Annotated in this window: 11 protein-coding genes; 2 read left to right on the top strand and 9 right to left on the bottom strand. The window is 67.3% G+C overall.

Going from position 1 to position 12,612, the window contains the following annotated elements; genetic code table 11:
• Positions 1 to 29 precede the first annotated feature (29 nt).
• Together A5756_RS18310 and A5756_RS18305 are read left to right on the top strand one after the other, a co-directional pair.
• Positions 30 to 1,445, top strand: coding sequence for a cytochrome P450 (locus tag A5756_RS18310; protein ID WP_066955413.1), 1,416 nt, complete (start codon positions 30 to 32; stop codon positions 1,443 to 1,445).
• Positions 1,442 to 1,753, top strand: a complete 312-nt coding sequence (locus A5756_RS18305) for a DUF3303 domain-containing protein (RefSeq protein ID WP_066955410.1) — start codon at positions 1,442 to 1,444, stop codon at positions 1,751 to 1,753. Before A5756_RS18310 ends, A5756_RS18305 begins: the two co-directional genes overlap by 4 nt.
• A gap of 96 nt (positions 1,754 to 1,849) precedes the next feature.
• Here A5756_RS18305 and A5756_RS18300 read toward each other — a convergent pair whose 3' ends face one another.
• From A5756_RS18300 to A5756_RS18260, 9 genes are all read right to left on the bottom strand, one after another.
• Complete coding sequence (locus tag A5756_RS18300; protein ID WP_066955407.1) at positions 1,850 to 2,692, bottom strand: alpha/beta fold hydrolase; 843 nt, start codon at positions 2,690 to 2,692, stop codon at positions 1,850 to 1,852.
• Between the two features lie 115 nt (positions 2,693 to 2,807).
• Entirely contained in the window at positions 2,808 to 5,978 is a 3,171-nt protein-coding gene (locus tag A5756_RS18295) for an adenylate/guanylate cyclase domain-containing protein (RefSeq protein WP_066955404.1), read from the bottom strand.
• A gap of 227 nt (positions 5,979 to 6,205) precedes the next feature.
• On the bottom strand, positions 6,206 to 7,447 hold the full coding sequence (locus A5756_RS18290) for an SLC13 family permease (protein WP_066955984.1): 1,242 nt from the start codon (positions 7,445 to 7,447) through the stop codon (positions 6,206 to 6,208).
• 5 nt (positions 7,448 to 7,452) lie between these two features.
• Positions 7,453 to 8,370, bottom strand: coding sequence for an MBL fold metallo-hydrolase (locus A5756_RS18285; RefSeq protein ID WP_066955401.1), 918 nt, complete (start codon positions 8,368 to 8,370; stop codon positions 7,453 to 7,455).
• Entirely contained in the window at positions 8,370 to 9,128 is a 759-nt protein-coding gene (locus A5756_RS18280; protein ID WP_066955398.1) for a LamB/YcsF family protein, read from the bottom strand. The genes A5756_RS18285 and A5756_RS18280 overlap by 1 nt, the downstream gene beginning before the upstream one ends.
• Positions 9,129 to 9,187: 59 nt before the next feature.
• Complete coding sequence (locus A5756_RS18275) at positions 9,188 to 9,898, bottom strand: sensor domain-containing protein (RefSeq protein WP_232005358.1); 711 nt, start codon at positions 9,896 to 9,898, stop codon at positions 9,188 to 9,190.
• 31 nt (positions 9,899 to 9,929) lie between these two features.
• Positions 9,930 to 10,790: a metal ABC transporter permease gene (locus tag A5756_RS18270; protein WP_066955395.1), complete on the bottom strand. Its 861-nt coding sequence runs from the start codon at positions 10,788 to 10,790 to the stop codon at positions 9,930 to 9,932.
• On the bottom strand, positions 10,787 to 11,611 hold the full coding sequence (locus A5756_RS18265) for a metal ABC transporter ATP-binding protein (protein ID WP_066955392.1): 825 nt from the start codon (positions 11,609 to 11,611) through the stop codon (positions 10,787 to 10,789). The genes A5756_RS18270 and A5756_RS18265 overlap by 4 nt, the downstream gene beginning before the upstream one ends.
• Positions 11,608 to 12,549, bottom strand: a complete 942-nt coding sequence (locus A5756_RS18260; RefSeq protein WP_066955390.1) for a metal ABC transporter solute-binding protein, Zn/Mn family — start codon at positions 12,547 to 12,549, stop codon at positions 11,608 to 11,610. Before A5756_RS18260 ends, A5756_RS18265 begins: the two co-directional genes overlap by 4 nt.
• Positions 12,550 to 12,612: the final 63 nt, after the last annotated feature.

Raw genomic sequence — 12,612 nt, 5'->3', positions numbered from 1 at the left:
ATACCGTGCCATTCGACAAAGGAGTCGGCATGGTCGAGATGCTCGAACAATCTGAAGTCAGGCCGCGCTCGCTGGCGCCGAAGAACCCGCTCCCGTATTGGCGGCAGGTTAAGGCGGTGCGGTCTTATGTCGACGGCATGCAAGCGCTGGTGGACGCCGGCGGCCCCATCACCCGGCTCGTGCTCGGTCCGAAGTGGCTGTTACCGAACGTGGTATTGATTGCCAGCCCGCAAGGCGCGCGTGATCTGTTGGGCCGCACCGACGAGATCGCCGACCGGGGCCGTACCCGCACCATGGTGGAGCTGCTCGCGCTGATGGGCGGCAACTTACTCGACCTTCCGCACGACCGCTGGCTACCGCGACGACGCGCGCTGCAGCCGATGTTCACCAAGCGACGGGTGGCCGGCTATTCGGGACACATGGCCGCGGCGGCGCAATCCGTCGCCGACGGTTGGCGAGGCGGCGCGCTCTTGGACCTCGATACGGAGTGCCGCAAGCTGACCCTGCGCGCACTGGGGCGCTCGGTGCTCGGGGTTGACCTCGATGAGCGCGCCGACGAAGTGGGTCGTGCATTGCGCGCTTCACTGACATGGGTTGCCGACCGCGCGGCTCGGCCGGTGAACCCGCCGCGGTGGCTGCCCACCAGAGGCCAGCGCGCCGCTCGCCGGGCCAACGACACCCTGCACCAGCTGGCGGCCGAGATTCTGAACGCGGTTCGTGTCGACCCCGATCTAGATGCCCCCTTAGTGCGCGCCCTCATCGAGGCGATCGATCCAGAGACCGACCGGCCGTTGTCCGACGATGAGATCTGCCACGAGCTGGTGCTGTTCATGCTCGCCGGCCACGACACCACTTCGACCACCCTGACCTACGCGTTGTGGTCGTTGGGGCGCCACCGCGACATCCAGGAGCAGGTCCGCGCGGAGGTCTCCGCGCTGGGTGAGCGGGCGCTGACCCCAGACGATGTGCCCGAGCTCACCCTGACCGTGCGCGTGTTGCACGAAGCGCTGCGGTTGTGTCCGCCCGCGGCGGGAACGATGCGCTGCCCCACCCGCGACATCGTCGTGGACGGCCATCGGGTCGAGGCCGAAACCATGGCGCTGGTGAGCTTTTACGCGCTGCACCGCGACCCCGCGCTATGGGAGGACCCGCTGCGTTTCGACCCGGACCGGTTCCTTCCGGAACGGTCGAGAGGTCGAAGCCGTTGGCAGTACCTCCCCTTCGGCGGCGGTCCGCGGTCATGCGTCGGCGACCAGTTCGCGATGCTGGAGGCCACACTCGCACTCGCGACGATGATTCGCGCGGCCGAGATCGAATCGCTCGACGAAGACTTCCCGCTGGCAACACCGTTCACGGTGGTTGCCGCCGCGCCCATCCGCGCCCGTGTCCGTGCGCGGACCCCAGGCCCCGTCAAAACCAACGAAATCCCAAGGAGGATGCAATGAAGTATGTACTGGCGTGGACCTACCGTGTGAGCGGCTCGGCAGCCGAGAACGAAGAGTCCTTGCGGCGCGGGTTGGCCGTGTTCTCGAAGTGGACGCAGCCTCAGAGCTCGACGTATCACCAGTTCCTTGGTCGAGTGGATGGCAGTGGCGGATTCGCCGTGGTGGAAACTGACAACCCGGCTGACTTGGCAGACACCACAAGCAAATTCGCCATGATCGCCGAATACCAGATCTATCCCGTCGTCGACATGGCCCAAGCTGCTCAGGCGCTGCAGGAAGGCGTGGAGTTCAGAGATTCGATCAGCTGAATCGCCAGCCGCCACAGTGGTGGCGGTTACCAAGCGAGCAGACGCAGACTCGCTCAAACGCCGGGGCTGCGTCTGCTCGTGCTCCTAGACACCAGATCAGAGTGACCCGGTTGCGACGTAATCCCGCGGGTCGCGCCAGAACGCCCTAATGATCTCCACCAGTTCGTCGACCTGCGTCATGATCGGGGCCACATGGCCCTCACCGCATAGCTCGACGGCTCGCGCGGCAGGCATCTGAGCCACCGCGTTGTGGATCTGTGCGACCGGAAGGATCGGGTCCGCGGTCGTCACCATCATCACGGTCGGAGTGTCGATGCGCGGTAGCAGGGGATCAAGACCCGGCCTGTTCAACATGATCGACTTCATGGCGCGATGCATGCCGGCTCGGGGCGCGCCGCGGAATGCCTGCATCACGGCGGCGGCGTCATCGGGCTGCGACCGCATGAATTCCTTGCCGAGGATGGCGACTGCAACCGCATTCGTGAGCGGGGGAGCGGCACCGACGTAGCGATAGGCCCACACCATCGGCACGATCGTCATCCGTTCGCGGCGGCTGAGCGCTTGCACCGGGGTAGAGATCGTTGCCACGCTGCGGCACCAGTCCGGTGAACTGGCGGCCAGCGTGAGCCCGACGTGGCCTCCCCATGCGTTACCTAACCAGTCGACGGGCTTTTGCACACCCAAGGCGTCGAGTACCTCGGTAGCCGCCTTGGCACAATCGTCGAGATCGAAATCTGCTGTCGGATAACCACTTTTCCCGTGGCCAGGGCCATCGATGAGGACTAGGCGTCGGTCTTCTCGAAGCAGCCCGCGTAGCCGCGACCAGGAGCGGGAATCGACGAACAGGCTGTGCCACAGCACCGCAACAGATCCTTCACCTTCGACTTCGACGTGTAGGCGCCCGAGAACGGTATCGATCATGAGCTCGGAAAGCGGCATCTCCCACCCCTAATAGCTCCAAGAACAGAAGTTCCGGTTCGTAGCATCAACCAGGCATGCGGCTTTGCGGTTGGTCTCATGTCTGTGTCCAACTGGATGCCAACTCGGGCTGTGGTCATGTCATCGCCTCTGCAATCGCCATATGCCCTTCGAAGCCAAGGCCATTGGCCATCGCGCAATACCGGTTCGCGAATGATCGGTATCCAGCGTCGTTGCCGCGAGCCTGAGCCAGCAGGGCACGAAGTCTCAGCAGGGGCAGTTCGTGCAGCACGAAGCCCGGGTCGACCGGAACCGCCGCTAACGTCTCGATAGCCGCAGCGGCCTCGGTGATGTCGGACTCGGTGCCTCGCCCGAGCAGTGATTCCACCAGCACCGTGACGGCAGGCCCACGAGAGGTCATGTCCCCTGAGGTGAATCTGAAGTCCACAGCATCGCGTGCCAACGCAATCGCTACATCGAGGTCGCCTACTCTGGCCTTTTCCTTCGCGATATCGGTGTCAACGAGCCGCAGCCACCACGCTGACAGGTCGTTCTGCGACGAGTCCTCGCCGAACGAGTTGAGCAGCTTCAAGCCAGCTGCCCGCTGACCCCGCCGGCGAACGAGTATGAGGCCGCGAATTATTCGCGCGCGATCCGCTGCGTAGTCGTCACCGGAACGCTTGGCCATCTCCAGCACTTCGGCGGTCTCCTGGACGGCCATCTGATCGGGTAGTACGGCACCATTGAGAACAGGAAAGCCGTACTTCCAAAAAAGGGACGTGGAGTAGTTCAGCGTGTCCCCCGACGCCCGGCCCATCGAGGCGGCCTCGTCGAGGTCGTCACGAAAGCCAGGCAGTCCATGGCACAGTCGGTTCAGTCCACGAAACGCCAATGCGAGAGCCACCGGAACCCTGAGGATCGTGCTTGGCCTGGTCGGATCACCACCGGACGCATCGACGGCCAACTGGGCCAACCGCAATCCTTCGACGACCTCACCGGCTTGATACTTGGCATTGCTTGCTGCGCAGATGACATCGAGAACCAGCGCCGGCTCAACGCGCGTCTCGATTAATCTGGCGCATTCCGATGCGCCAGCAGCCGCCTCGCGAAACTTGTTGTGAAGCAACAACATCATCAGCATGCCGGCCGTTCCGCGCGCCAGCGACAGATCATCTCCAACAGCGGTGCAGAGCTGACGAAGTTCGTCAAATCCGGCTTCCTCGAGACTGATACCGAGTCTCCAGCTGTTACCGCAAATCAGCATTCGCGGTGCTATCCGCATCGCGGACCCGTCGGGCTCGTTGACGGGAAGGCGGTCGGCAACGTCGCGAGCCCGCTGCCAACTCGTATACACAGCCCGCACATCGCGGGACTGGGCCCATGCGCCGGCACGCATGTGCCAATTCCACGCCGCGCTGAGGTCTCCAGCCGCCTCGAGATGCTCAGCAATAAGCGCTGCGTTCGCGTCGCACGATTTCGGATCGCGTTCTTCGATCGCCGTGGCCAGGTTGCGGTGCAGCCGAGAGCGATCCGCCTTGAGTTGAGATTCGTAGGCCACCGTGCGGATCAGCGGATGCCGAAAGGCGTATTCCTGTCCGGGTGTGACCCCGACCTGGTCGATGAGTTCAGCTTCGACCAGGTCTCGTAGCTCGATGCCTTCCGCGATGCCGGCGAGCAGGTCCGACTCGAATCGGAGTCCGATGACCGCCGCGGCGTTCAACGAGCGTTTTCCCGCCGCACCGAGGCGATCGATGCGGGCGGCTATGGCAGCTTGCAGCGAGGCCGGGACACGCAGGTCCGTGGGGTGGTGTTGCGACACATAAGCGCCAGGCTCGCCGCCCACCACTCCCCGCTCGGCCAGGTCACGCACGATCTCTTCGGCGAAGAACGGATTGCCCGCGGCGCGTTGAGTAACTTGCTCGACGAACTCGTTGACCGATGGATCTGACCCGAGCAATTCGTTAACAAGTTCCGTGGAAGCGGAATCCCGAAGCGGCGAAAGCGAAATGGGATGTGAGCCCGGCAACCGGTCCAGCGGCCCGTGATACTCCGGCCGGTAAGTGATAAACAAAAGCACGCGCGTCAGCGGCACTGCTTTAGCGAACTCGGTGAACATCGCCTCGCTGATCTGATCGATCCAATGCGCGTCCTCGATCACGAAAATCGCCGGAGACGTCCGAGCGACCGCGGCCGCATTGAGCAATGACGTCAACCGGCGCGTGCGCGCGGCGGGATGAACGACCGGCAACGAGGCGCCGGGATCAGAGACGCCGAGCAGATCGTCCAGCAACAACAGGTCTTCAGGATCAGCCTCCGGCAGGCTGGCGCGAATCCTTGCGCGCGCCGCATCCGGTCCGAGACCACCGATCGAAAACACATCCCGGATGAGTCGAGTCGCTACGTGGAATGGGATGTCGCTGGTGTGGGATTCACAGTAGGTCGTGTAGACCTCGACGCCGCGCTCGGTCGCAATCGCGGTTGTCTCGAGCACTAACCGACTTTTGCCGATCCCAGGCGGTCCTACCAGCCGGACCACGCGGCCGTTGCCGTCTTTCGCCTGATCGAGTAACCCGGCGAGGGTGCCGAGCTCCATGTCGCGACCCACCAGCTTCGACCGCCACCTGGCTGGGTGCCTGGTTTCCGTGATTGGTGCGAGCAGCCGGCGTGCGCCCACTGGTGTGCTGAAACCCTTGATGCACACTGCCTCAAGCTCACCCAACAATACGGAGGCCTCGACGAGCCGCGCGGTCGACTCGCTAAGCATCACCCCGCCGGGTGGCGCCACGGATTCCATGCGTTGCGCCATTCCGACTTCCTGCCCGACAGCCGTGTAACCGGCAGGGTCCGAGCCCATCTTGCCCGCAATCACCTCACCGGAATTGAGCCCGACTCGCAGCTCCAGCGTCACGCCATCCCCGTGGTCCACCTCGGCTGCCAGGCGCTCCACCTCCCGCTGGATGTCCACCGCGGCCAGGCAGGCGCGTAATGCGTGGTCTTCCAACGCAGCCGGTGCCCCAAAGATCGCCATGATCCCGTCGCCCGTGAACTTGTCCACCGTCCCGCCGTAGCGCTGCACCGCCGCCGAGGACCGGACAACCAATTCGGACATGATCTCGCGCAACCGCTCTGTACCTACCGCTGCGGCGATGTCCATCGAGTGCACCACATCGGCGAACAACACCGTCACCTGCTTGTACTCGGCGCGGGTGTCCGACCCGGTCAACGGCGACCCGCAGGCGTCGCAGAATTTCGCATTCTGGCGCAGTTCTGTGCCGCATGCCACGCATGCCACTTCAGCAGCCGTCATGCCAGCACCGCCCATCCGGGTCCCGACTCCCCGATGCGCAAAGAATAGGGTCTTTACCAGCAAAGAAGAGCGATATTGACACAGCGTTAAGTGGCGGCGGTGTCAGGGGCGGCTTTTGTGCCAGCTGCGGCGTCCGCTGACCTGGGGATCTTCAATCTGTCTCACGGGTGCCCCCTTGCACCAACCGCGCGCGGAGGCCCGGGAGCAGCTCGGGCATACCACCGGGGTTAAACGCCGAGCACCCGCGCCGACACCCAGAGCGCGACGACCGCGACCACCAGCGACACGGGCACGGTGCACAGCCCGAGGCGGGTGTATTCCCCGACTCCAGCGTCCACATCGTGCTGGCGAAGCACGCGCCGCCACAACAGGTTCGACAGTGACCCGACGTAGGTCAGGTTGGGTCCGATGTTGACCCCGAGCAGGACGGCCAGGATCGCGACCGGTCCGCTCGGCGCGACCAGTGGCAGCAGCACCAGGGTGGCGGGCAGGTTGTTCACGACGTTGGCCAGCACCGCGGCCACCGCGGCGATGGCGAGCAGTGCGGGCAGCGTCGAACCGGCCGGCAGCACTGCCGACATCGCTTTGTCCATGCCGTTGAGCATGACCGCCCGCACGACGACGCCCAGCGCGAGCACGAACACCAGGAACGACACGTGCGCCGAGCGCGCGATGTCCACCACCGACGTGTGCCCGCGGCTAAGGCTGCGCACGGCCAGGGCCGCGGCGCCGGCGAGCGCCACCCAGGCGGGGGCCACCCCGATGGACTGGGCGACCGCGAAGCCGGCCAGCGTCAGCCCGACCACCGCCAACACGAACACCGGCGGCCGCGGCGCCGGCCCGGGTTGCTCAGGGTGCGGCTGCACGCGCAGGTCGGCGGCGAAAAACCAGCGGAATACTGCATACAGCGTGACCACCGCGCCCACCCACGGCAACGCCATCAACAAGGTGAACCGCGTGAACGAAAGGCCGGCGGTGTGAAACGCCAACAGGTTGGTCAGGTTGGACACCGGCAGCAGCAGGGAAGCGCCGTTGGCCAGGTGCGCGGTGGCAAAGGCGTAGGGCCGCACCGGGGTTCGCAGCCGGCGGACGCCGGCCAGCACGACCGGGGTCAGCAACACCACCGCGGTGTCCAGGCTCAGAACCGCGGTGATCATGGCGGCGATGGCGAAAACCCGCAGCAGCAGGCCGCGCGACCCGACGCGTCCGCGCGTCATCGCCGCACCCGCCGCCTCGAACAGGCCCTCGTCGTCGCACAGCTTGGCCAGCACCAGCACCGCGCCCAGGAAGCCGACCACCCCCGAAAGACCGGCCACCTCCTCGAACGCCTGATGCACCGATATGGCGCCCACCGCGATCAGGACGAGGGCCGCGGGGACCGCCGCCGCCGCCTCCGGCCAGCCCCTCGGGCGCACGACGGCGAAGGCCAGGACGGCAGCGAGCAGCACCAGCGCAAGGGTCAGGTTCAATGTATTCAGGCCCAGGGGTTTTCGCGCCGCCACACCGTCGGCAGGTGCAGCGCGACACCGTCTGCTGCGGCCAACTCGTCGAGGATGCGGATCGAGGAGTCCAGGTCATCGCCCGCATAGGGCAAGGCCCGCAGCGGCTTTGACAGCGGCCGGAAGAAGTCATCCCAGTGAATGAGGATCACCCGGCGCGCGCCCACCGCGCGCACGGTCTCGGTCCAGTAGTCGACCAGGTACGGCCTCGGTTGCAGGCCCAGCTGCCCGGCGCTCAGATAGACGGCTTCGGCGCGGTGGCCCGCCAGCGCGCCCTTGACGAAACCGGCGCTGCCCTGGATCAGCAGCCGCCGGCCCGACGGGCGGTGGTGCACCAGCGTCGACCAGGCCTCCCCGCAGCGATATGCGGACGCCCTGACCGGCGGGGTCACCGGCGCCTCGATCATGCCGGGAAACCGGTCCGGCGGGCAGTGATGCGATTCGACCAGCGTTACGTCAAAGGCGCCCAACGCAATCGGCTCGCCGCTGGCGGCGACGACGAGCCGGTCCTCGGCAAGTCCGTATCCGCGCCCGACGTTGGCCGCCGACCGGCCACCGACCAGTCGTGCCCCGGTGCGGTCGGCGACCAACGCGGAATCCAGCACGTGGTCGATGTGCGTGTGTACCGGGATCACGGCCTCCAGCCGGGACACCTTGGCCCGGGCCAGGCAACCATCCACGCGGGCCGGCGACGGCGCCACCCTGCCGGCGGCTACCCGCGCGAGACCCGGCCGGGAGAAGTAGCCGTCGGTCAGCAGCGCCGACGACCCGTCGTCAATGAGCAACGTCGCCACGCCCATCCACGTCACCGACAGGGATCCGGGTTCGGCGCCGGGCGCGTCGAACCGATCCGCATACCGTCCGATGTCGGGCCGGCCGAGTTTCAGCCGCATCAGCCGAACGCCCCGATCTCGACGCCGGCGGCCGCGAGCCGGTCGCGGACGGCGGTCGCGATCTGCACCGCACCGGGCGAATCGCCGTGCACGCAGACCGATTCCACGCTGACCGCGATCGGTGTGCCGTCAACGGCGGTGACCCGACCGGAGGCCACCATGCCCACCACGCGGTCGGCGATCGCCGCCGGGTCGTGCAGCACCGCGCCGGGTTCGCGGCGGGACACCAACTGGCCGTCCGCCCGGTAGGCGCGGTCGGCGAAGGCCTCGGCCACCGTGCGCAGGCCGCGGCGCGAGGCCTCGTCGAAGAACACCGAGCCCGCCATGCCCAGCACCGGCAGCGCGGGGTCCACCAGCCGCACCGCCTCCGCGACGGCGGCCGCCTGGTCGCGGTTGGTCACGATCGTGTTGTACAGCGCGCCATGGGGTTTGACGTACGACACCGCGGAACCCGATGCGCGCGCGACCGCCTGCAGCGCGCCGATCTGATACACCACATCGGCGACCAGGTCGGCGGCGGCGACGTCGATGAAACGCCTTCCGAAACCGGCCAGGTCGCGATAGCTCACCTGTGCCCCGATGCGTACGCCGCGCTCGGCGGCGGCCCGGCAGACCCGTAACAATCCGGCTGGGTCCCCGGCGTGGAACCCGCACGCCACGTTGGCGCTGGTGACGATCCGCAGCATGGCCTCGTCATCACCGAGGCGCCAGACGCCGAAACCCTCCCCCAGGTCGGCGTTGAGGTCGATGCGGGCCACCCGCCCAGCTTATGGGGCGGCGCCAGTGCCATCCGGAGAGGCGGTCGTCTTCCCCGTCGCTATCGGGTGACGACCGCGGCCGCGATCTGTTGGGCAACGTCGACCGCGGACGCACCGGGCAGGAAGGAGCCGCAGGCGGCCACATCGATGACGATGTTGTTGCGCGCGGTCAGCGCGCGCTGGCACCGCCAGCCGTCCTCGCTGCCTACCTGCTCTTCGGACGTGCTGAGCGTGCCCCCGACCTGATGGGAATCGGCCACCGCCCACGCGATCTCGGGCTGGCCGGCGGGATGGTCGACGAAGCGGCGGTTGGCACAGGCGGACCACCTCTTGACCGAGGCCTCGTAGAACGCGTTCGCCTGGCGGGCCGTGGGGTAGGCGATCACGGCCTGATTGACGGAGTCGTTGCGCACCTTGGGATTGTCGAAGCTGTCGTCCAGTCGCTCGCCGCGCACCGCGGTCCAGCCGGTGTCCGCATAGACGGCCTGCTGGGCGGGCCCGGCCATCGCCAAGCAGCTCTTCTCGCTGAACGTCTGGGTGGAGTCCCACATCTCCTGGGTGCGATACCGGATTCGCATTCCCGCACCCAGGATGTCGTTGACCTTCCTGTCGTCGAGCAGCAGCCCGTCCAGGGCGGTGACGGCCACCGGGGCCTGCGTGAGCGGACCGCGGGTGTCCGCGGGCGCGGCGTTACCGCCGACGATGCTGGTGCAGCCGGCCGCGAGGGCGCACACCGCCGCCTGCAGGAGGATTGGGAGTTGCCTACGCACCAGAGCCTTTCGGACGTCTGTGCCGACAAGTTTAGGAGGCAACTTCCCGCCGTCGTCCCAGCAGCCAGCAGAACAGATAGATCGCGAACGAAATCCCCGCGACGAAGACCGACACCGGGACACCCGGCGCCAGCGACAGCACGATGCCGCCGACGGCGGAAACCTCGGCGAAGACGACCGAGGCGACCATCGCCGCCGCCGGCGAGGCCACCACTCGGGCGGCCGCGGCCGCCGGCGTGATCAGCAACGACATCACCAGCAGCGCCCCGACGATCTGGACGGCCTGAGCGGCCACCACGCCGACCAGTGCGGCGAACACGATGCCCAGCGCGCGAACGGGCACGCCGCGGGCCGCGGCGACGTCGGGATCGACGGTGGCGAACAACAGCGGGCGGTAGCACGTCGCGATGACGGCGATGACGAGCAGGCATACCAGCGCCAGCATGCTCAGCCCGGTGTAGCCGACGCCGACTATCTGCCCGGTGAGCAGCGCGAAGCTGGTCGCGGTCCGGCCCGGGTAGAGGTAAATGAACAGCACCGCCAGGCCCAGGCCGAAGGCCAGCACCACGCCGATGACCGAGTCGCGTTCGCGGGCCCGCCGCCCCAGAACGCCGAACAGCGCGGCCGCCAAAGCGCTGCCGACCAGTGCGCCCACCCCCACCTCGACGCCGACCAGCAGCGCGAAAGCCGCTCCCGTCAACGACAATTCGCTGGAACCATGCACGGCGAACGACATCTGACGCATCACGATGAACGGTCCGATCAACCCGGCCACCAGCCCCAGCAGCGCGGCCGCGAGCAGGGCCTGCTGGACGAAGTCGTGGCCGAGCAGGTGGGCGGTGACGTCGAAGTCGAGCAGGTGGGCCAGGACGCCGGTGAGCCGAGGGTTCACTGGTGGGCCCAGTCGGTCGGCTCGCCCACCACCACGTAGCGGTCTTTGACCTTCACCACCTGGATGTCGGCCCCATACAGCATGGACAGGGTCTCCGTGGTCATCACTTCTTCGACGGTGCCGATCCGGAATCGTCCGTCGACCAGATAGATCAACCGGTCCACGTAGGACAGGATCGGGTTGACGTCGTGGGTGACGACGATGACGGTGGTCGACGCATCGCGGCGGCGGCGGTCAATCAGGGCGGACACCAGCTTCGCGTTCGCCGGGTCCAGGGCCAGCAGCGGCTCGTCGCACAGCAGCAGCATCGGGTCGCTGACCAGCGCCTGCGCGATGCGAATCCGCTGCAGCTCGCCGCCCGACATCACCCCCACCCGGACGTCGGCCAGGTGTTCGGCGTTGACCTGTCGCAGCGCCTCGCGCACGGCCGCGCGCCGGCGGGCCCGGTCGGCGGATCTGCGTGGCACGCTGCCCCAACGATGTCCGTCGACGCCCAGCCGAACCAGGTCGCGTCCACGCAGCATCACGTCGTGGTCCATCGGTCGGTGTTGCGGCACGTAGCCGACGCGTCCGCTGCCCGAGGTCATCGGCTTTCCGTCCACCAGTGCGACCCCGGCGGACAGCGACAGCTGGCCCAGCAGCACCTTGAGCAGTGACGTCTTGCCGCTGCCGTTGGGACCGAGGACGGCGATGAACTCGCCGCGCGACACCGACAGGTCGAGGTGATCCCACAGCACGCGGTCACCGAACGCCAGCCGCGCCCCCCGCAGCGAGACGGTGTCCCGGTAGCGGTCGACGGCCGGAACCGCATCGAGGCTCACGGCTGTACTGACCGGCCGGACTGCAGCACCGTCAGCAGCTGGTTGACCGTGTTGCGCTGCCAGCTCAGGTAATCGGTCCCGTCGGGCAGCGTCTCGCTCACCTCGGTCACCGGCACGCCGGCGCGGCGCGCGGCGTCCCGCACGCCGTTGATCGCGGTGGTCGAGGTCTGCGGGTTGATCAGCACCGCCGACACCTGACGGTGGTCGATCAGGTCGAGGACGAAGGCCATGTCGGCCGGCGCGGGATCCGTTTCGTTCTCGTTGGCCGCGGTGAAGGCTTGCGGGGTGCGGTTGACCAGGCCGGACGCCGCCAGCAGGTAGTACGCGACAGGTTCGGTCGTGATGACCCCGGTGCCGGGGTAGGCGCTGGCGATGGCGTGTTCGGAGATGGCGATGCCGTCGGCGCCGCGGCAGAATTCGGCGGCGTTGGCGCGGTAGTCGGCGGCGTGGACCGGGTCGACGACGGCCATGCGGTCGGCGATGGCGAACGCGACCGATTTCGCGACGTCCAGGTTGTAGAACACGTGCTCGTTGGCCTGCTGCGCTGCGGTGCCGGAGTTTTTCAGGAACGCATAGGCGTCGATCGATTTCACGCCGGGATGCCCGGCCAGCACCTGGTCGACCCACGGGTCGTAACCGCCGCCGTTGTAGACGACCAGGCTGGCGTCGGTGATCGCGGCCGCGTCCGATGGACTGGCCTGGTAGGAGTGTGGGTCGGTGTCCCCGCCGGGCAGCAGGGTGGTGACCGCGACGCGACGGCCGGTGATGGCGCGGGCCACGCTGCCCCACACCCCGGTCGAGGCGACCACGGCGGTCGCGTGAGGATGCGCCGGGCTGGCGCAGCCGGTGGGCGCGGTGCCGGCAGCGAGCAGGAGCAGGACGGCAGGCAGCCAACGCGGTGCGTTGGCGGCCGCGCTTCGTCCCCGCTTGAGCGCCATGCGCACGTCCGATGTCCTCTCGCTGGCCGACTGGCCGACACATAATACTAATGAAAATCGTTT

This window comes from Mycobacterium sp. 852002-53434_SCH5985345, assembly GCF_001667155.1.
Taxonomy (GTDB): domain Bacteria; phylum Actinomycetota; class Actinomycetes; order Mycobacteriales; family Mycobacteriaceae; genus Mycobacterium.
Note: the sequence above shows the minus strand (reverse complement) of the source record. Positions and strands in the feature narration are given on the sequence as shown.

Coding starts and splice junctions, on each gene's coding strand:
- A5756_RS18310 (WP_066955413.1), top strand. CDS start 30: ATGGTCGAGATGCTCGAACAATCTGAAGTCAGGCCGCGCTCGCTGGCG.
- A5756_RS18305 (WP_066955410.1), top strand. CDS start 1,442: ATGAAGTATGTACTGGCGTGGACCTACCGTGTGAGCGGCTCGGCAGCC.
- A5756_RS18300 (WP_066955407.1), bottom strand. CDS start 2,692: ATGCCGCTTTCCGAGCTCATGATCGATACCGTTCTCGGGCGCCTACAC.
- A5756_RS18295 (WP_066955404.1), bottom strand. CDS start 5,978: ATGACGGCTGCTGAAGTGGCATGCGTGGCATGCGGCACAGAACTGCGC.
- A5756_RS18285 (WP_066955401.1), bottom strand. CDS start 8,370: ATGCGGCTGAAACTCGGCCGGCCCGACATCGGACGGTATGCGGATCGG.
- A5756_RS18260 (WP_066955390.1), bottom strand. CDS start 12,549: ATGGCGCTCAAGCGGGGACGAAGCGCGGCCGCCAACGCACCGCGTTGG.